Here is a 19751-nt window from a genome sequence, read left to right as displayed (position 1 = left end):
AATGTCAGGGCGCGGACGGCAGACAGGCGCTGCTTTACCGCAAACAGGGGCAACACACGGTCTTCATGGGCAGGAGTTTAGCAGATCGGCCGGGCACGCAGGGGAAAGGCGCACGCTTTGGATGTGAACCCTCGCCGGTCACCCGCGTCCCGCCTCGGCCGCCTCCGGTTCAATCCAGCTCCAAGTAAATCGCCTTCAGGTACTCGGCCTCGGCAAAGCTGGCGTGGTGGTCCGGGGCGTGGCGAGTGGTCGCAAGTTCCTTCCATTTCCGCCCACTGGCCGTGGCCGCCCCGCGCACCGCGTTCCAGAACTCCTCGGCACTGACATGGGCCGAGCACGAGGCGCTCAGCAGAATGCCGCCGGGGGCCAGTCGGGCGATGCCGTCCGCCGCCAGCCGTCCGTAGGCGCGGATGGCCCCGGCCCGCTCGGTTTCGCGGCGGGCCAGAGACGGCGGATCAAGAACGACCAGATCAAAGCTGCGGCGCGTTTGCGAGAGCCAGTCGAAGACATCGGCCTGCACCGTTTCGTGCGGGGTGGTCAGGGCCGGATTCAGGGCGAAGTTGCGCTCCGCTCCGGCCAGCGCGTGCGGGCTGAGGTCCAGACTGACCACCCCGGCCGCCCCGCCCCGCGCCGCGTACAGCGAGAAGCCGCCCGAAAAGGAAAAGGCATTCAGCACCCGCCTGCCCTTTGACAGCCCCTCCACCCGGCGCCGGTTCTCGCGCTGGTCCAGAAAGAAGCCGGTCTTCTGGCCGCGCAGCACGTCGGCCTCGAAGGCTAAACCGGATTCGTGGAACACGACGGGATTCTGGGGCAGGTCACCTGCCAGAACCTGCCCGTCGGCCAGGCCTGCGGCTGCCGCCAGTGTCTGGATATTGCGGCTGAGGCGCAGCACCATCGCAAAGTCGGGGAAGCGTTCCGAGAGAAGGCCCAGCATTCGCTCCAGATGGGGAAACCACGCCGCCGTGTAGACCTTCAACACCAGCACACCCGCGTAACGGTCCACCACCAAACCGCCAAAGCCGTCGGACTCGCCGTTCAGGAGGCGGTGGCCGTCCGTATCGCCTTCGCCGCCCACCGGGCCGAACAGCGGCTCACGCCTCAGCAGGGCCGCGTCCAGATGGGCGGCCCACCACGCGTCGTCCAGGGTGAGCGGTGGCCCGGCATGCAGCACGCGCACTCTCAGCGGCGAGTGCGGATCGTACAGGCCAATGGCCAGAAAGCGGTCGCGGCGGTCGTAGATCACTGCCAGCTCCCCGGCCTCGCCTTTCCTGTTCTGCTCGCGCACGCTGGATTCGTAGACCCAGGGATGCCCGGCGCGCACGTAACCTTCCGCCGCCGCCGTGACGCGCAGGCGCAGGCGGGGGCGGGCGGGGGCAGGGGCCGACATGGGCGGAGGCTAGCAGATGGGGCGCGGGGCTGTGGGCGGGCGCGTCCCGGCCCCCGCGTCCTACACTGCGGGGCGCATGGCCGATCTAGCCGAAGGATTCCGCACCATTCTCTCGGGCGACTATCCGCGCCTGCTGCTGTCGGGGCTGGGCCTCACGCTGGCGGTCAGCCTGTGCGCGCTGGGCGTGTCGGTGGTGCTGGGCACGCTGCTGGGCATCGTGCGGGTGTTCCGGGTGCCGGGGCTGGGGCCGCTGGGCAACGCCTACGTGGAGGTGGTGCGCGGCATTCCGCTGATCGTGCTCCTGAGCGTGGTGTATTACGGCCTGCCCGCACTGGGCCTCACGCTGGACGGCTTTCCGGCGGCGGTGCTGGCGCTGGGCCTGTACTCGGCGGCGTATACCTCCGAAATCGTGCGGGGCGGGCTGAATAGCGTGCCGATGGGCCAGATCGAGGCGGGCCGCAGCCTGGGATTGAGCCGCGCGCAGGCCGTGCGCTTCGTGGTGCTGCCGCAGGCGTGGCGGGTGGCGCTGCCCGCACTGGGCAACGAGTTCGTCAGCCTGATCCTGGGCAGCAGCCTGGCCAGCGCCGTGACCCTGCAGGAACTGTTCGCGCAGGGCAAGTACATCACCGGGGTCACCTACCGCCAGTTCGAGGTCTACGCCGTGCTGGCGCTGGTATACTTTCTGCTGACCTTTACCCTGACCCGGCTGGTGCGCGCGCTGGAACGGCGGCTGGGGCGCGGGCAGATGGGCGTGGAACGGCGGGTGATCTAGGTGGGCGGTACGCAGTATGTAGGAGGCGGGAAAAAGCTCTTACCGCGCACCGCTTCCCGCGTCCTGCGACCGCAGCCCCTCCGCCCAAGCCAGCACCGCCGCGCTGGAATACGCTGCCAGTCCCTCACCCGCACGGTCGATGTTGCCGGTGAAACGTTCGTCGGCCACCCACATCTGCGCCAGCCCACGCATCATCTCTGGCGAGGCGTCGTAGTAGCGGGCCGAGATGTGGGCGCGGTGATCGGCGGCCACGGCTTTTGCCTGGGCAGAATGGGGCGGTGTGCCGGCACGCATCAGCGCCAGATAGCGGGCGTAGATGGCGTTCATCTCGGCTTTGACGGTCTCCCAGTCGGCCCTGGTGTACCGGCTGGTGCGCCGGGCGCTCTGCTGGTAGGCGTCGGTGTCGCCCCAGCGTTCCTGGGCCTCGGCCTCGTGTTCGGCGGGATCGAAGCCGTCGAAGATGTCTTTCAGTTCTGCGTTGGTCATAGTCGGAACTCCTTGGCCGCGTTCGGCGGCCCGTAGGTAGACCAGGGCGGCGTCCAGCGTGGTCTGCGTGCGGCGCTGCTTTTCTTGCAGGAGGGCCACCTGGGTTCGCAAGGCCGCCACTTCGCCACCGGGCGGGGCGTCCAGCACGCGCGCAATCTCGGCCAGCGGAAAGCCCAACTCGCGGTAGCTCAGCACGCGCCACAGCCGCGCCAGATCGGCCGGGGTGTACAGGCGGTAACCCGCCTCCGTCCGCGCGCCGGGCCGCAGCAGCCCGATGTCGTCGTAGTGGTGCAGCGTGCGGACGCTCAGGCGGGTCAGCAGCGCCACCTCGCCTACCGTCCAGGTCTGCTCTGCGGTCGCGCCTGTGGCCTCCATGCCCAGCAGCGTAAGGGCTGACGCGACGTGAGGGTCAAGGGAGCAGAATACGGGGGTGCCACGCCGCCTGACCGTGACCGCCCCGCATGAATTCTGCTGGGAAGAGGTGACGCTGCCGCCGCCCGGTTCCGGCGAAGTCCGCGTGCGAACGATCCTGAGCGCCATCAGCGTGGCCTCGGAGTTGAGCGTGGCGCGGGATGGGCCGTTCCCCAGTCGGCTGGGCTATCAGACGCTGGGCGTGGTGACAGAGGTAGAGGCGGATGTGGGGTTAGCGGTGGGCGTGCGGGTCATCACCACCCTGGGCCATGCCAGCACAGGCATTCACCAGGCCGGGAGGGTGGTTCCCGTTCCAGACCACATTCCAGATCGGCAGGCGCTGGCCGTCATTCTGGGTGAGGAGACCCACAAGGGCATTCGCAGGGTTACGCCGCAGCCCGGCGAGCGTGTGCTGGTGGCCGGAGCGGGCCTGCTGGGTCTGCTGAGCGTGTTCAACCTGACCCGGCGCGGCGTGCGGAACGTGACGGTGCTGGAACCGGACACCCAGCGGCGCGAATTGGCCCTGGCCTTCGGCGCGGCGGCAGCCTCCACACCGGGCCACCTCCCACACGACGCCTACGACGTGGGGCTGGAATGCAGCGCGGCCCCGCACGGCTTCGCGGAACTGCTCGCGCATCTTCGCCCCGGCGGACGCTGCTGCGTACTCAGCGACGGCAACTGGGGGGCGCCCACGTTGCCGCCCGCCTTCCATGCCCGCGAACTGAGCGTCGTGGCCTCGGGCGACGGCGAGGATTACGCGGCCTACGCAGCTTGGCTGTGGCAAAACACCGATCCAGTGCTGGAGCGTCTATGGTCAGAGACCATCCGGCCAGACGCGCTGCCCATCACTTTCGCCCGCCTGCGACATTTCCCGCGTCCGGTGTCGGTGGTGGTGGAGTGGACGGCCTGACGCGCACCCTTCAGTCCAGCTTGAAGGCCGCCGCGTCCTCGGGGGGCAGGCTCAGGTGCAGGAAGCCGTTGCTGACGCGAATCTTGGCGTTCTGCCCGGCGAACAGCGTCGGGATGACTGCGCCCGGCGCGGCGCTCAGGCCCAGGCTGCTCAGCCGGACCGAATAGCTGCGCCGCTCCTTGCCGCCGTGCCACGCCACCAGCACCCGCTGGCCATCGTGTTCGCGCGTGAACAGCAGCAGCCGGTCCGCGAGACTCTGCGGCGTCCTGAGCAGCGCCAGCGTGCCCCGGCTCAGGGCCACATTGGCCTGCCGGACCGCGATGGCATTCTGGGCCACCCCGAACACACTCTTCTCCTGGGGTGTCCACTTTTCCTCGAAACGCATGTCGCGGCGGTTGTCGGGGTCCGCGCCGCCGCGCATGGCGATCTCGGTGCCCTGCCAGATGACGGGCACGCCGCGCAGGGTCATCAGGGCGCGCAACCCATATTTGGTGCGCGCCTGCCCCACGTCCTCGAACAGCGAGCCCTGGGCGAAACGCGGCACGTCGTGGTTGTCCAGAAACAGCGCCACCTCACCGGGGCGCGGCAGTTCTCCCTGGCGCGACAGCACGGCAGCCACGCTGTCCAGCCCCTGCCCCGACATGATGCTGCCCTTCATGGCCGCCTGCAGGCTGAACAGAAACAGGCTGTCGAAGCCCCGGCGCTGCCACTCGGCCACCGTGCCCGTGTCGGCGTTGTACCACTCGCCCAGCGTCCAGATCCCGGCGGCGCGGTCATCGGCCAGCAAGTCGCCCAGGAACATGCCGTCCACATTCTTGATGGCGTCGTAACGGAAACCCTGCACCCCCTGATCGCGCCAGAACTGGGCGTTGCCCAGCAGCAGGTCCCGCACCTCGGGATTGCCCTGCTTCAGGTCCGGCAGTCCCGCCAGCGGGCAATCGCTGTCCTTCTGGCGCGAGGCGTCGCACTCGGCCTTGCCGTTGAACCACGCCGGATGTTCTCTGACGGCGGGGGCCAGATACCCGTAGTGGTTGATCACCTGATCCAGCACCACCCGCATGCCGGCCCCCTGTGCCGCCTGGACCAGCCCCCCGAAATCGGCCAGCGTTCCGAAGTGTGGGTCCACCTTGCGGAAATCGGCGGGCCAGTACCCGTGATAGGGCGAGGTATCGAAGGAATTCTGTGTCTGTTGCTGGTAGACCGGGGTCAGCCACACGGCGGTGGCCCCCAGCCGCTTGATATACGGCAGTTTCTGGGTCAGCCCGACCAGATCGCCGCCGTGCCACGCGCGCGGGTCAGCCTTGTTGACGCCTGCGTTGTTGGCCGCGTTGCCATCGAAGAAACGGTCTGGCATGACCTGATACATGACCTGCCCCTCGAACGAGGACAGGGGCAGGCCGCCCTGGGCCGCCGCGCCTGCTGCGCCGAGGAGCAGGCCAAGGAGAATGGTTTTCCGCATGGGGCATGTTAGTCCGGCGATGCCGGCGGATGGGAAGGGCGGGGGGAAGCAATGGGGGTATGGCTCCCCCATTGCCCCCTCGCCCGCATTCAGAGCGCTGCCGCCCTCAGCGCGTCCGCTCGCCGTCCACCAAGCGCCAGATTCCGTAAGGGTTGGCCTCCTGCAGTTCGGGGGGCAGGGCGCGGTCCGGGAAGTCCTGGTACGCGCGCAGGCGGGCAAAGCGCGTGATGGCGCGGCTGCCCACGCTGGTGCTGGCACCGCCGTCGCTAGTGGCCGGGAAGGGGCCGCCGTGAACCATCGCGTGGCCCACTTCTACCCCGGTGGGAAAGCCGTTCAACACCAGCCGCCCGGCCCGCGTGCCCATGACGTGCAGCAGGTCCGCCAGCCCGTCCAGCTCGGCGTCGGTGGCGTGCAGGGTGGCGGTCAGCTGGCCTTCCAGTCCCGCCAGAAGGGGCGTGACCTCTTCCAGCCGGTCATAGCGCACCGCCACGCTGAGGGGACCGAAGACCTCATCGGCCAGCTCAGGGGTGAATTGAGCGATGGGGACACTAAGCAACTGGGGCTGCGCGCCGCTGTCCGGCTTCGCACCCTGGGTCAGAGGCTGCACGCCCGCCGCCTTGAGATGTCCCGCCGCCCCTTTCTGGAAGGCGTTCAGGATGCCGCCCGTGAGCAGCGTGCAGGCTGGAGTCGCGTCCAGTTTGGCGGCGACATCGTTCAAGAACGCATCCCCCGCCTCCCCCACCGGCACGAACAGCAGCCCCGGCTGGGTGCACAGCTGCCCACCCGAGCCGCTGATGCTGGCGGCCAGCCCTTTCGCCAGGGCCGCGCCGTTCGCCTCCAGCGCCGCTGCCGTAAAGACGCTGGGATTGACGCTGCTCATCTCGGCGTAGACGGGGATGGGCACCTCACGCGCCTGGGCGGCGGCCACCAGCGCCAGGCCCCCCGCCCGCGAGCCGGTAAAGCCTACGGCGTGGATGTCGGGGTGCTGGACGAGTTGCACGCCCAGCTCGTGGCCGTCCTCGTAGACGATGCCGAAAACGCCTGCCGGGAGGCCGCACTGCTGCGCCGCCGCCCGGATCGCTTCTGCGGCCAGCTTGGACGTGGCCGGGTGTGCCGGGTGCGCCTTGACCACCACCGGGCAACCCGCCGCCAGCGCGGAGGCGGTGTCACCCCCCGCCACGCTGAAGGCCAGCGGAAAATTGCTGGCCCCGAACACGGCCACCGGCCCCAGCGGCACGCGCAGGCTGCGGACATCGGGTTTGGGCGGCTTGCGGGCCGGGTCAGCGTGGTCAATGCGGGCGTCCACCCACGAGCCGTCCGCCGCCACCCCCGCGAACAGGCGAAGCTGGTTGGCGGTGCGGCCCACCTCGCCGCGCAGACGGGGTTCGGGCAGGCCCGCCTCGGCCATCGCCGCCTCGACGAAGGCGTCGGCCCGCGCCTCGATGGCGGCGGCGGCGGCGTTCAGGAAGTCGGCGCGTTGGGTGGGCGTGCTGGCCGCAAAGGCCCGCGCTGCCCCCCTAGCCGCCGCCACCAGTGCCTCCATTTCCTGCGGTGTGGTCACCGGAAAAGCTGGGGCCAGCGGCTGCCCCGTCGCCGGGTTCGTCGCCTGGAAGGTGCGGGCGGTCATGCGCCCACCCCAACCGGCACGCGCCCGGACGCGGCCTCGATCACGGCGCGGGCCTCGGCCTTCTCGGCGTCGGTGAGTTCCAGCCGGGGGGCGCGGACGCGGGCGCTGCCGTGCCCGGTTTCCTCCTGCACGAACTTGATCAGCTGCACGAACTTGTTCACCACGTCCAGGCGCAGCAGAGGCAGGAACCAGCGGTACAGCTCCGCCGCCTCCATCGCCCTGCCATCGCGGGCCAGCTCGAACAGGCGCACGCTCTCGGCGGGGTAGGCGTTGATCAGGCCCGCGATCCAGCCGGTGGCCCCCGCCGCCACCCCCTCCACGATGGCGTCGTCCAGCCCCACCAGAATGTCCACCGATTCCGGCAGAATGGCGCGCAGGGCGGTCACGCGGCGCACGTCCCCACTGGACTCCTTGACGCCGCGCAGGTTGGCGTGTTCCCCGGCCAGCTCGGCAATCTGGGGGGCCAGGAAGTCGGTGCGGTACGCGCCGGGGTTGTTGTAGAGGATCACCGGCAGCTCGGTGGCCGCCACCAGCGCAGCCATGTGCGCCTTCATCTCGCGCCAGTCGCTGGTGTACACGTAGGGCGGCAGCGCCATCAGGCCGCCGCAGCCCACGTCCCGCGCCGCCTGGGCCAGCCGCACTCCGCCTGCCGTGCTGAGGCTGGCGATGCCGGGAATCACCGGCTTGCCGTCCAGCGCGTCCACCAGGGTTTCCAGCACCGCCATCTTTTCGTCGTGCTCCAGCGTGTTGGTCTCGCCCAGCGAACCCAGCGGAATCATGCCGTCGCAGCCGGCGGCCATCATCCAGCGGGCGTGCTCGCGCAGGAAGCCGTGATCCACGCTGCCGTCGGCATTGAAGGGGGTGGTGATGGCGGGGAACACGCCGCGGAAGGGGTGGGAGGGAGAAGTGGTCATGGTGAGGCTCCTTTGGGTGAGAGGCTGAGGGGTTCAGGCGTCGAAGACCATCCAGGTTTTACGGTGGGCTGAGGGTGGTGGGTTCGTCCAGCAACTGGGCCAGCGGCAGCGGCACCAGCGGGGCGCGCACGCCCTCAAAGCGCCAGCCATACAGGGTGTCGCACGCGGGGCCGCAGACCCGGCCCTGACAAGCGCCCATGCCGCAACGGGTCTGGAGTTTGGCCGCCGTCCAATCGGTGAACCCGCGCAAGTCGCCGTGCCGCACGTCCTCGCAGCGGCAGACGATGGTTTGGGGGGACGGCATGGGCAAAAGGGCCGGGCGCAGGGCGAAGGAGCGCTCCAGCGTGATCTGGAAGCGGCGCTGAATCTCGGCGCGGCGCGGCGCATCGTGCAGACGCTCGATCTGACCGCTGGCGGCGCACCCGGCCACGAAGCCTTCCAGCAAGGCGCCGTCCACGCCGCCGATGCCGCAGACCTCTCCAGCGGCGTAGACACCGGACACGCCCGTCGCCTGCCACGCATTGACCCGCACCGCGCCCACGTCATCCAGGGGGCAGCCCAGCAGCGCCGCCACGCGGGTGTCCGGCACCAGCCCGAAGCCGACGGCCAGGTAATCGCAGTCCAGCGTGAGTTCGCGCCGCCCGCGCCGCAGGGTGACGCTCTGGAGCTGATCGGCACCACTGGCCCGCACCACGGCGCAGTCGGCCCAGTACGGCACGCCCAGCAGTCCAGCGGCCAGGGCCAGCGCCTCGCGGGATTTGCCGGGCAGCCGCGCCGCCGCCATGCCGAAGGCAGCCACACCCGGCCACCCCGCCTGCTCCGCCACCGCGAGCACCCGCGCCCCTTTCTGCCGCAGCCCCGCCGCCACCGCCAGCAGCAGCGGCCCCGAGCCGGCCACCACCACCCGCTGGCCGCGCACGTCCAGGCCGCTCTTGCTCATGGCCTGGAGGCCGCCCGCGCCGACGACGCCGGGCAGCGTCCAGCCGTCGAAGGGCAGAAAGCGTTCGGTGGCCCCGGTGGCGAGAATCACCCGTTCGGCCTGAATCTGGCGCAGTCCAGCCGCCGTGGTCCCAGCCGCTGTGGTCACTGTCAGCGTATGCGCCTGCCCCCCGGCCTCCGCCGCAATGATCTCCGCGCCGCTCAGCACGGTGATTCCGGAATGGGAGGCCACGTCGCGCAGCAGTTCGCCCGCCGCCCCTTGCTGACCCGCTGCCGCGCCGCGCCAGATTTGACCGCCCGGCGTGGGCTGCGCGTCCAGCAGCAGCACGCGCAAGCCACCCTCGGCAGCCGTCCGCGCGGCCATCAGTCCGGCGGGGCCAGCGCCCACCACCACAGCGGCCCAGGGCTCAGGCTTCACGGGTCACCGCCAGCAGTCGCCGCACGTCCTGGCCGTCGCGCACGGGGGTCAGGCAGGTTCGCACGGTCTGGCCGTCCACCACGGCGCGGCACTCGGAGCAACTGCCCATACCGCACAACGCCCCGCGACTTTCGCCGCCGAGGCTGCGGCGCAGCGGCGAGAGGCCCGCATTCTGAAGGGCCGCCAGCACGGTGGTTCCAGCCGGAGCCGTCACCCGCATCCCGTCCAGCGTCAGCTCAGGCATGGACGGCCTCCGGCAGGCGGGCGAAGCGGGCCGGCGAGAAGTCGTGCGCCAGCAGTTCGGAGCACCCTCCAAACAGCCCCGCGGCCAGCACCTCCGCCGTGCCCAGCGCGGTGGTGATGCCCAGCCCCTCATGCCCCGTCGCCAGGAACACGCCGTCCAGATCAGGGTGCGGCCCGATCAGCGGCAGGTGATCCGGGCTGGCACAGCGTTGTCCCGTCCAGACCCGCAGCGCGGAGGTCTGCGCCAGCGCAGGCAGAAATTCGGCGGCGCGGCGCAGCATCCGGCGCAGCAGCGGCCAGTCGATGTCACGGTCTGGACGCTCGAACTGGCGGCTGGAGCCGACGAGCAGTTGCCCGGTGGGACGCGGCTGCACGTTGAAGGCCACACTGTCCCCGTCGCCGCCGTGGGCACTTTTCAGGTAGCCGAGTTCCACAAGCTGGTGGTTGACCCTGGGGGCGCCGCGTTCGGTGATCAGCAGGTGGCCCTTGCGCTGCCGCAGGGGCAAGTCGGGCAGCAAGTCCACCGCCCCGATGCCGTTCGCCACCACCACCACGTCGGCGTACAGGCTTTCGCCGCTCGCCAGCCTGACCCCACCCTCGATCAATGCCGTGACCGCCTCGCGCCGCACGGTGGCGCCCGCCCTCTCCAGCAAGAACTGAGCGGCCACCGGGGCATACACCACGCCGTCGCCCGGCACGCGCAGGGCGCCGGCCAGTCCGGGGCGCAACCCCGGTTCGGCGCGGGCCAGTTGGGCGGCGTCCAGCAGCGTCGCCTCGCGGCCCACCGCCAGATACGCCTGCCGTTTGGGTTCCACCGCCGCCAGTTCCTCGTCGTCGCTCGCCACCCACAGCGTGCCGCACGCCCGGGAGTCGGCCTGGGGGGGCAGGGCCGGGGCCAGCGCCTCCCACAGTTCCAGGCTGCGGGAGGTCAGGGCCAGTTGCGCGGGGCTGTCGTCCATGACCACCAGATGGCCCATGCCCGCCGCCGTCGCGCCGCCGCCCACTGGCCCCGGCTCCAGCACCGTGACCCGCGCGCCGCGCCGCGCCAGGGCGTGCGCGCAGGCCGCGCCCACCATGCCGCCGCCGATGACGATGGCGTTCATTGCACCTCCACACCGATGCCCCACGCGAAGGGATCGCCCGGCTGCACGATCAGTTCGCCCTGCGCGGTGACGAACGCCTGCCCGGTGATCACAGGCTGAACCTGACCGTCGTTCAGCGAATACACGCCTTCAAAGACGCTGCCGATCACGCTTTCCTGCCGCCAGACCTCGCCGGGGCGCAACCCGCCGTCCGCCGCCAGACACGCCAGCTTGGCGCTGGTGCCGGTGCCACAGGGACTGCGGTCATACGCGCCGCCGGGACACATCACGAAGTTGCGGTGGACGCCGCCCCCGTTCCGGTTGTGCACTGTGCTGAACAGTTCGATGTGGTCGATCTCCGCGCCGTCCTTTCCGGTGACGCCCGCCTCCTGCAAGGCCCGGCGAATCCGCAACGTCTCGTCGGTCAGGGCCGGAATGTCGTCGAGGGTCAGCGCCCGCTCGCCCACGTCCACCAGATAGAACCAGTTGCCGCCCCAGGCCACGTCGCCGCGCACCTCGCCCAGCCCGTCCACCGTGACGGCGACATCCTTGAGATGGCGATACGCGGGCACGTTCGCCACGCTGACGCGGCCATCCTCGTGCAACGTCGCCGTGACCACGCCCACCGGGGTCTCGATCCGGTGCTCGCCGGGGCCGATGCGCCCCAGGTACGCCAGCGTCGTGACCACGCCCATCGTGCCGTGACCGCACATGCCCAGCGGCCCGGCGTTGTTGAAGTAGATGACGCCCGTGACGCAATCCGGCGACTTGGGTGGCACCAGCAGGGCACTGACCAAGACATCATTGCCGCGCGGCTCCAGATTGACCAGGGTGCGCCAGCGGTCAAAGTCGCGGCTCAAGGCCTCACGCTGCTGCGCCAGGGTTTCGCCCGGCAATTCCGGAAAGCCGTCCAGCACCACGCGCGTCGGCTCGCCCGCCGAATGGGAATCCACGAAGCGGAGGCGGTGCAGAACCTGGGCGGCGGGCGACATGCCTCACGGTACGCCCCCGGCGGGCCGCCTGTCTTGGCGAAACCCGCAGGCCGAGCTGCCGAATCCGGCACAATGGGGCATGCCTGCGCCCTCCGCCTTTCCCACGGGTACAAAGCGGCATCAGGCGCTGCCAGAGGCCGTCCGGCGGCTGGGCCTGGACGCGCTGCTGGACGTGCTGGACTATCTACCGGACACCGTGGTCTTCGTGAAAGATGCACAGGGCCGTTACCTGTACGCCAACCGCACGCTGCTGGAGCGCCTGGGCCGGCCCAGCGTTGCGGGATTGCGGGCCGACGAGGTCTTTCCGGCGTCGCTGGGGGCCGCCTACACCCAGCAGGACACCGCTGTTCTGGGGGGCCGCACGCTGACCGAACACCTGGAACTGCACCTGTACCCCGGCGGCGCGGCGGGCTGGTGCCTCACCACCAAACGCACGCTGATTGAGGCGCAGGCGCCGGTGGGCCTGCTGGGCCTGTCGCGCGATCTTCACCTGCCGCGCTCTCACGCCTCCGCCCGTGGGCTGGCCGCCGCCACCGCCCGGATAGAGGCCGAGTACGCCGCGCCGCCCACCGTGCCGGAACTGGCCCGGAGCGCGGGCCTGAGCGTCAGCACCTTCGAGCGCCAGATCCGGCGGGTGTACGGCCTGACGCCCACGCAGTTGCTGACGCGCACGCGCATTGGGGCAGCCACGGCGCTGCTGGCGCAGACCGGATTGTCGGTGGCGCAGATTGCCGTCGAGTGCGGCTACTTTGACCACAGCGCCTTCACCCGCGCGTTCAAGGGCGCAGTGGGCCTGACACCCAGCGGGTACCGGGCATTTATCCGGGGCGAGGGGTGAGGGTCATGTCAGACGCTAGTTTCTAGACTGCGTGTCCATGATCATCAAAGAGCTGGAGACGCAGAACCATACCGATCCGCTGCGCCGCGCGGGGTACGAGGCCGAGCGGCAGATGGCCCATTACCTGAAGCGGGCCTTTGGCGAAGACCCGAACAAACTTGTCCTGAACAATCTGCGCGTGGAGCGTGGGGGCGAGGTGGCCCAGATCGATCACCTGATCGTGCTGCGTTTTGGACTGGTGGTGGTGGAAAGCAAGAGCGTCGCCGGGCAGATCAGCGTGAACGAACAGGGCGAGTGGACGCGCTGGTGGAACCGTCAGGGCCGGGGCATGCCGTCGCCTGTGCTTCAGGGACGCAGACAGCTTGAGCTGCTGTGCGCCCTGCTGGACGAGCACACCGCCGAGCTGCTGGACAGGGGTCTGTTCGGCCTGAAGCAGCGGACCTTCGGTGCCATGCGGCGCGAGGTGCTGGTGGCGATCTCTGACGGTGGGCGGATCAACCGCAAGACCGAGGTCCCAGAGGTGGTGAAGGCCGATCAGGTGCCCGAGCGGGTACAGAACTCTGTCAATCAGCTGCGTGGAAGCCTCACGGCTTTCGCTTTCAGCGACACCGAGATGACCCGCATCTGCGCCTTTCTGCGGAACAGGCATGTCCCGGCCAGAGACGTTCAAGCTGATACGGCGTCAGCGCCGGCAGTTCCCCATCCCGCCCCGCCCAGAGGACTCACCGGGGTGACCTTCCCTCCCCACTGCGTGCCTGTTGCTGCACCTGCCCTTCCTACTGCTGTGCACACACCCACCTGTCGCCAGTGCGGGTCCGACCAGCTTTCCATTCAGTACGGCAAGAATTACTACTTCAAGTGCACAGTCTGCAGCGGCAACACCCCCGCCAGGCCCATCTGCCCCACCTGCCAACAACCCGCCCGCCTGAGCAAAAGCGGCGCAGCGTTCACGGCGGCGTGTGCTGGTGGACATCAGTGGTCGTACTGGACCAATCCCTGAGCTATCGCCGCCGCAACGCGTTCAGAACCCCCGCCGCGATCTCCTCGACGCTGGTACTGGTGGTGTCGCGCACCGGCAGGCCCACGCGCTGAAACAGCCGTTCGGCACGGCGCACTTCGAATTCGCACTGTTCGGGGCTGGCGTAGCGGCTGCCTGCCTTGCGCTGGGTGCGGATGGCGTGCAGCCTTCGCGGGTCGATGGTCAGGCCGTACAGCTTGTCGCGGTGCTTCTCCAGCGGCAGGGGCAGGCTGTCGCGCTCGAAGTCGTCCTCGGCCAGCGGGTAATTGCTGGCGCGGACCCCGTGCTGCAACGCCAGAAACAGGCTGGTGGGGGTTTTGCCCACCCGGCTGACGCCCACCAGAATCACATCGGCCAGCCCGTACTGCCGGTCGCCGACGCCGTCGTCGGTGGCCAGCGCAAAGTCCAGCGCCTCCATGCGCCCCAGGTACGCGCCGGTGTCGTGCATGTCGTGATAGCCGCCCACCGTGCGCGCCGCCGGTTGCCCCAGCTCGTCCTCCAGCGCGTTGATGCCGGGGGTCAACAGGTCGAACAGGCGGGCGGGGGCGGCCTGCAACTCGGCCAGGACTTCAGGCTGGGTAATGGTGGTGAAGAGGATCGGGCGTTCCCCCGCCTCACTCAGCGCCGTGACCTCCTGCGCCACGGCGCGCGCCGCCGCCACGTCCGCCGTGAAGGGCCGGGCCACGTAGCGCAGCGGCTGCCCCGGAAAGTGAGACAGCAGCGCGCGGGCGATGTTGTCGGCGGTCAGGCCGGTGTGATCACTGACGATCAGCACCGGGCGGGGCGGCGGGGTGGACATGGCTCCAGGGTGACAGAAAGTGACGCACATGCCCCGTTCTTTAGAGCGGGGTCTAGCGACACCAGCCCGCTAAGGTGACGAAGCCGAGGCCCCTGGTTCTGTGCTAAGCTAAACGAGCAATGCCCCCGCGCTGTTCAAGCAGCCGGGAGCGTGGCGAAGCGGATTGAGGCCGCCTCACATGCAACAGAATACCACCGTGCGTGTATTTCGATACCGCCTGTACCCCACTAAACCTCAGGAGGCCGCCATGTTTGAGACATTGCGCCTCACCCGCACGCTGTACAACGCGGGCCTGGAACAGCGCCGGGAAGCCTACCGGAAGCACGGCAAGACCCTCTCGGCTTACGATCAGCAGCGCGAACTCACCGCCCTCAAGGAGGCTTGTCCAGAGTATGGCGGCGTCTACAGCCACGTTTTGCAGGACGTGTTTGACCGCCTGGACAGAGCGTATAAGGCGTTCTTTAGTCGCGTCAAGAAGGGCGCAAAGCGGGCAGGCTTCCCCCGTTTTAAACCCCGCCAAAGGTGGGATAGTTTCAAGTTCAAACAGTGCTGGAACAACAAAAAAGGCGACTGGACAGCCTGCGGCAAGCCCGTAGACGAGGGACGCCGTATCAACATCCCCAAGATCGGAGCCGTCAAGATCAAGCTGCACCGTCCGCTCGAAGGCAAGCCGAAGTCCCTCCAAATCGTGCTGGACGTCGATCAGTGGTACGCGGTCTACACCTGCGAAGTCCCACTTTCCCCGCTCCCGGCCACGTGTTGCAGCGTCGGGATTGACCTGGGAACGACGTGGTTCGCCGTCACCTCGGACGGGGAGTTCATCAAAAACCCGTGCCACCTGGGGCGCAGCTTGAAAAAGCTGCGCGTCCAGCAGCGCACCGTGGCCCGCCGCAAGAAAGGCGGCAAGCGTCGCCGTAAGGCCGTTCAGTCGGTCGCCAGAATACACCGCAAGGTCAGGCGGCAGCGCCTTGACTTTCAGCACAAGACGGCCCGGAAGCTGGTCGACGAACACGACGTCATCGCGCACGAAAACCTGCAAGTGGGCAGCATGGCCCAGAGCAACCTCGCCCGTTCCATCCTCGATGCAGGCTGGGCCGGATTTCTGTTTCAACTCTCCAGCAAGGCTGAAAGTGCTGGCCGGAGAGTCATCGCTGTAGACCCCCGCTACACGAGCCAACGGTGCAACGCCTGCGGTCATACGGGGAAGGAGAACCGTGTGAATCAAGCGAACTTCAGGTGCGTGCAGTGCGGTCACAGGGCGAATGCCGACCATAACGCGGCGAAGAACATTCTGGGACGGGCCGTCCCTTCAGCCCTCAACGGTAGCGGGGTATCGCATGCCGTGGTCTGAGAAGCCCCGTACTTCAGTACGGGGAGTGGTCACACGTTCATGGCCGGGTGTCTCCCTCAGCGGAACAGCCCGCGTCCTGAACCGCCAGACCCGCTAAACTGCGGGCGTTCCCCCAACACTAATCCGACTGCTTTCTACACGTTCTTCCCCACATCAACGGAGAAAACCCATGCAGATGACCAGAGCGTTCCAGACACTAAGGATGACCGACGTGGACACCGTGGGCGGCAAGAATGCCTCCATCGGCGAGATGATTCACGGGCTGGCCGGGGCCGGGGTCCGGGTGCCGGGGGGCTTTGCCACCACCGCCGACGCCTTCCGCGCCTTTCTGAGCGAGAACAGCATTGAGGAAAAGATCAACGCCCGCCTCTCGGCGCTGGACGTCAACGACGTGGTGGCGCTGGCGGCGGCGGGCAAGGAGATTCGCGGCTGGGTGGAAGGCGCGGCCCTGCCGAAAGCGCTGGAAGACGCCATTCGTGAGGGCTACGAGGGCATGGCCCACGAGTCCGGCGTGAGTGATCCCGACGTGGCCGTGCGCTCCAGCGCCACCGCCGAGGACCTCCCCGAGGCCAGCTTTGCCGGGCAGCAGGAGACTTTCCTCAACGTGCGCGGGATCGAGAGCGTGCTGCACCACGTCCGCCTCGTCTTTGCCAGTCTCTACAACGACCGCGCCATCAGCTACCGCGTCCATCACGATTTCGCGCACGCCGAGGTGGCGCTGTCCGCCGGGATTCAGCGCATGGTCCGCACCGATCTGGGCGTGTCGGGCGTGGCCTTTACCCTGGACACCGAGAGCGGCTACCGCGACGCCGTGCTGGTCACCGCCGCGTACGGCCTGGGCGAACTGGTGGTGCAGGGCGCGATCAACCCCGATGAATTCTTCGTCTACAAACCCGCGCTGAAGGCGGGCAAGCAGGCCGTGCTGCGCCGCACCCTGGGCAGCAAGGCCCGCAAGATGATCTACGCGGACGGCGGCGGCGTGGACAGCGTGGACGTCTCCCCCGAAGACGCGCAGCGCTTCTGCCTGTCCGACGATGACCTGACCGAACTGGCGCGGCAGTGCGTCGCCATCGAGGACCACTACGACCGCCCCATGGACATCGAGTGGGGCAAGGACGGGCGCGACGGCCTGATCTACATTCTGCAGGCCCGCCCCGAAACGGTGCAGAGCCGCAGCGGGCGCACGCTGGAGCGCTTCGAGATCGAGGGCGGCGGCACGGTCCTGATCGAAGGCCGCGCCGTGGGCAACCGCGTCGGCAGCGGCGTGGTACGCGTGGTGAGCGACATCTCGCAGATGGACAGCGTGCAGGACGGCGACGTGCTGGTGGCTGACATGACGGACCCCGACTGGGAACCGGTGATGAAACGCGCCAGCGCCATCGTGACCAACCGGGGCGGCCGCACCTGCCACGCCGCGATCATCGCCCGTGAGCTGGGCATTCCTGCCGTGGTGGGCAGCGGCAATGCCACCCGCGAGCTGAAAAGCGGGCAGACCGTCACGGTGTCGTGCGCCGAGGGCGACACCGGCTACGTCTACGAGGGCCAGCGTGACTTCAAGGTTCACCGCATCGAGCTGGACGCCATGCCCGACGTCCCCATGAAGATCATGATGAACGTGGCCTCGCCAGACCGCGCCTTCTCGTTCGCGGCGCTGCCCAACGAGGGCGTGGGGCTGGCCCGCGTGGAGTTCATCTGCTCGAACGTGATCGGCGTTCACCCGCGTGCCCTGCTGGATTACCCGGACGTCCCGCAGGACGTGAAGGCCGCCATCGACGAGCGCATCCGCGGCTACGCCTCGCCGCGCGATTTCTTCCGCGACAAGCTGATGGAAGGCGTGGCGAACATCGCCGCCGCGTTTGCGCCCAAACCGGTGATCGTGCGCCTGTCGGACTTCAAGAGCAACGAGTACGCCCACCTGATCGGCGGCGCGGCCTACGAGCCTCACGAGGAAAACCCGATGATCGGCTTCCGGGGGGCCAGCCGCTACCGCAGCCCCGACTTCGCCGCCGCCTTCGCGCTGGAATGCGACGCCATGCGGGCCGTGCGCGACGACATGGGCCTGACCAACGTGCAGATTATGATTCCTTTCGTCCGCACCGTGGGCGAGGCGAAAACCGTGCTGGAGATTCTGGAGAAGAACGGCCTCAAGCGCGGCGTCAATGACCTGAAGATCATCATGATGTGCGAGATTCCCAGCAACGCCATCCTGGCCGAGCAGTTCCTGGAACACTTCGACGGCTTTTCCATCGGCAGCAACGACCTGACCCAGCTCACGCTGGCGCTAGACCGTGACTCGGGCCTGGTGGCGGACCTGTTCGACGAGCAGGACCCGGCAGTGCTGGCGCTGATGGCGCAGGCGATTGCCGCAGCCAAGCGGGCGGGCAAGTACATCGGCATCTGCGGGCAGGGGCCGAGCGATCACCCGGCGCTGGCCCAGTGGCTGATGGACCAGGGCATCGACTCGGTGAGCCTGAACCCGGATTCGGTGCTGAGCACCTGGCTACATCTGGCGCAGGAGCCGGGAGAGACCGCCAGCGCCTGAGTGGAGTTGACGAGCAGGAAGAGAAAGGCGGGGAAGCAGAAGTTCAACTGCTTCCCCGCCTTTCAGCCGTACAGACGGCGGACTGATGCCTCCCCGTCAAACCTATACACCTGCCAGTTTCAGCGCATTTCCAAGAAGAGCGGCAACATAAAAGAAACGCAGCGCTGAGGCTGCGTTTCCGTGTGGTGGATCGTGTAGGAATCGAACCTACAACCCGCTGATTAAGAGTATCCAATCAAAAGTCAAGGCTGATTGGAGGTGGTAGGAGAAAGTACGTATAGGCGGCATATTTTCAAGTCGTAGCCCCGAAATCACCTGAGGCGATACGTACTCATCCGGGTCCGGTTGTTGCACAGATGTTGCACTCTACAAGCCTCTTCTCGCTCGACTTGCCGCCTGGCGGCACGCCCCACCGCAGTACTGGCGATCCTTATGGCCACGGTGCGGGTAAACTTTTTCACACCGGATACACTGGCGTAGCTCCGTAGCACCAGAAACATACTGCGCGAAAGCGAGCCAAAGCGCATCTTCAAGATTTTTCGGTTTCATATGTGTCTGCACTTTTCCCTCTTTTCCAAAACTTAAAGTAATCGAGATATCTATATTGGATAACTTTGTATTTAAGATGTCTTCATATACCGATACATATATTTCTTGCAGGACGTCATCCTGTTCCTTTGTAGATTTCTTACTATCCGTCAAGATCTTCATACGGTCAGCAGAAGTTTTCAGCGCAGCCCGCTTCAAAAAATGATCCTGAAACACCTTATTCTGGATACTGGAAATATCATAAATAAATTCTTCTGTGCTTAACATTCCCAATTTATAGATATATACACGATTTGCAGCATAAATAAGACTAATATTCTCTATCCAGATGCCAGCACTTTCCACTACATATGAGTCTTCCAAAGTTTGGGCCACAGAGACACGAGTTTGTGTGAGCTCTAGTTCGTCCTCGACCCTACCATTATTTTTCATACGGCCAAATTTTTTGATTAAGTGGCGAATTTGACGGATACTCGGATTACGAATAATGAAATTTTCAATCACGTTTTTGCTGTCCATCAAACGAACTGTTTCCCATTCCGTGCTTGACGGAAGTAGCAAAAGGCCACTCTGAACATCAATCGCATCCGCAATAGGAGTGCCATCCGAAGCAGACCAGTGTCCTCTTGGATGATCCAAAATCTGGCGCGCGTCGAGGGGTGAAAGCTGTAAGACGACTTTGGGCCGCTGCCACTCAAAGTCGAAATATTGAATTTTTGCCATGGATTCCCCCATTTTGTCCGCCCAGGTCACGCAAACGTCACGGTTTTGAGCGTTGATTATGTTATAGGCGAAGTCATATGATTCTTTTACAAGCCAAGACCAAATGCGCTTGTACGAAGGAGATCGGTATGACCATGAAAAGGTTGCTAACTGTTCCTGAAGTCCTGACATATCAGAAAGAGCACTACGGTTACATCGCTTACTCCCGCGACGCGCTCTATGCCCTTGCGAGGGCGGGCACAGTTCCTGTTGTCAGACCTGGAAAGCGTCACCTGTATTTCCCCGTATCCA

At 67.0% G+C, this 19751-nt stretch carries 17 protein-coding genes; 6 read left to right on the top strand and 11 right to left on the bottom strand.

The window, feature by feature from the left end; translation table 11 throughout:
- Window positions 1–169: 169 nt before the first annotated feature.
- Window positions 170–1387, bottom strand: a complete 1218-nt coding sequence (locus tag FHR04_RS08100) for a 23S rRNA (cytosine(2499)-C(5))-methyltransferase (RefSeq protein ID WP_139402336.1) — start codon at window positions 1385–1387, stop codon at window positions 170–172.
- A gap of 76 nt (window positions 1388–1463) precedes the next feature.
- Here FHR04_RS08100 and FHR04_RS08095 point away from each other — a divergent pair, with 76 nt between their 5' ends.
- Window positions 1464–2159 carry an amino acid ABC transporter permease gene (locus tag FHR04_RS08095; protein WP_139402334.1) on the top strand — a complete coding sequence of 232 codons (696 nt, stop codon included), beginning with the start codon at window positions 1464–1466 and terminating at the stop codon, window positions 2157–2159.
- 39 nt (window positions 2160–2198) lie between these two features.
- Here the strand turns inward: FHR04_RS08095 and FHR04_RS08090 are convergent, their stop codons facing one another.
- Window positions 2199–3020: a MerR family transcriptional regulator gene (locus FHR04_RS08090; protein ID WP_139402333.1), complete on the bottom strand. Its 822-nt coding sequence runs from the start codon at window positions 3018–3020 to the stop codon at window positions 2199–2201.
- Between the two features lie 55 nt (window positions 3021–3075).
- Between FHR04_RS08090 and FHR04_RS08085 the strand changes: the two genes are divergently transcribed.
- The gene (locus FHR04_RS08085) at window positions 3076–3966 is read left to right on the top strand and encodes an MDR/zinc-dependent alcohol dehydrogenase-like family protein (protein ID WP_139402331.1); all 891 of its coding nucleotides are present in this window, start codon (window positions 3076–3078) and stop codon (window positions 3964–3966) included.
- Window positions 3967–3976: 10 nt separating this feature from the next.
- Here FHR04_RS08085 and FHR04_RS08080 read toward each other — a convergent pair whose 3' ends face one another.
- From FHR04_RS08080 to FHR04_RS08050, 7 genes are all read right to left on the bottom strand, one after another.
- The gene (locus FHR04_RS08080; protein WP_139402329.1) at window positions 3977–5425 is read right to left on the bottom strand and encodes an alpha-amylase family glycosyl hydrolase; all 1449 of its coding nucleotides are present in this window, start codon (window positions 5423–5425) and stop codon (window positions 3977–3979) included.
- Between the two features lie 106 nt (window positions 5426–5531).
- A complete protein-coding gene (locus FHR04_RS08075) occupies window positions 5532–7052 on the bottom strand; it encodes an aldehyde dehydrogenase (NADP(+)) (protein WP_139402327.1) in 1521 nt (506 codons plus the stop codon).
- Complete coding sequence (locus FHR04_RS08070) at window positions 7049–7966, bottom strand: dihydrodipicolinate synthase family protein (protein WP_039684988.1); 918 nt, start codon at window positions 7964–7966, stop codon at window positions 7049–7051. Before FHR04_RS08070 ends, FHR04_RS08075 begins: the two co-directional genes overlap by 4 nt.
- A gap of 58 nt (window positions 7967–8024) precedes the next feature.
- On the bottom strand, window positions 8025–9323 hold the full coding sequence (locus FHR04_RS08065) for an FAD-dependent oxidoreductase (RefSeq protein WP_375782571.1): 1299 nt from the start codon (window positions 9321–9323) through the stop codon (window positions 8025–8027).
- Window positions 9313–9567: a (2Fe-2S)-binding protein gene (locus FHR04_RS08060; RefSeq protein ID WP_139402325.1), complete on the bottom strand. Its 255-nt coding sequence runs from the start codon at window positions 9565–9567 to the stop codon at window positions 9313–9315. The genes FHR04_RS08065 and FHR04_RS08060 overlap by 11 nt, the downstream gene beginning before the upstream one ends.
- Window positions 9560–10669: an NAD(P)/FAD-dependent oxidoreductase gene (locus tag FHR04_RS08055; protein WP_139402323.1), complete on the bottom strand. Its 1110-nt coding sequence runs from the start codon at window positions 10667–10669 to the stop codon at window positions 9560–9562. Before FHR04_RS08055 ends, FHR04_RS08060 begins: the two co-directional genes overlap by 8 nt.
- Complete coding sequence (locus tag FHR04_RS08050) at window positions 10666–11640, bottom strand: proline racemase family protein (protein ID WP_211344181.1); 975 nt, start codon at window positions 11638–11640, stop codon at window positions 10666–10668. The genes FHR04_RS08055 and FHR04_RS08050 overlap by 4 nt, the downstream gene beginning before the upstream one ends.
- A 79-nt stretch (window positions 11641–11719) precedes the next feature.
- Here FHR04_RS08050 and FHR04_RS08045 point away from each other — a divergent pair, with 79 nt between their 5' ends.
- Both FHR04_RS08045 and FHR04_RS08040 read left to right on the top strand, forming a co-directional pair.
- Complete coding sequence (locus FHR04_RS08045) at window positions 11720–12478, top strand: AraC family transcriptional regulator (protein ID WP_139402321.1); 759 nt, start codon at window positions 11720–11722, stop codon at window positions 12476–12478.
- A 37-nt stretch (window positions 12479–12515) separates the two neighbouring features.
- Window positions 12516–13478, top strand: coding sequence for a nuclease-related domain-containing protein (locus FHR04_RS08040; protein ID WP_139402319.1), 963 nt, complete (start codon window positions 12516–12518; stop codon window positions 13476–13478).
- Between the two features lies 1 nt (window position 13479).
- On the opposite strand, the gene FHR04_RS08035 is transcribed toward FHR04_RS08040, so the two are convergent.
- Window positions 13480–14295: a pyruvate, water dikinase regulatory protein gene (locus FHR04_RS08035; RefSeq protein WP_039684997.1), complete on the bottom strand. Its 816-nt coding sequence runs from the start codon at window positions 14293–14295 to the stop codon at window positions 13480–13482.
- A 247-nt stretch (window positions 14296–14542) separates the two neighbouring features.
- On the opposite strand from FHR04_RS08035, the gene FHR04_RS08030 reads away from it, so the two are divergent.
- Complete coding sequence (locus tag FHR04_RS08030) at window positions 14543–15646, top strand: RNA-guided endonuclease InsQ/TnpB family protein (protein ID WP_249039031.1); 1104 nt, start codon at window positions 14543–14545, stop codon at window positions 15644–15646.
- Window positions 15647–15815: 169 nt separating this feature from the next.
- Complete coding sequence (gene ppsA, locus FHR04_RS08025) at window positions 15816–18188, top strand: phosphoenolpyruvate synthase (RefSeq protein ID WP_139402315.1); 2373 nt, start codon at window positions 15816–15818, stop codon at window positions 18186–18188.
- 366 nt (window positions 18189–18554) lie between these two features.
- Here the strand turns inward: ppsA and FHR04_RS08020 are convergent, their stop codons facing one another.
- A complete protein-coding gene (locus FHR04_RS08020) occupies window positions 18555–19460 on the bottom strand; it encodes a hypothetical protein (protein WP_139402313.1) in 906 nt (301 codons plus the stop codon).
- Window positions 19461–19751: the final 291 nt, after the last annotated feature.

Source organism: Deinococcus radiopugnans ATCC 19172, assembly GCF_006335125.1.
GTDB lineage: Bacteria > Deinococcota > Deinococci > Deinococcales > Deinococcaceae > Deinococcus > Deinococcus radiopugnans.
This window is presented reverse-complemented; position numbering and strand designations above follow the sequence as displayed.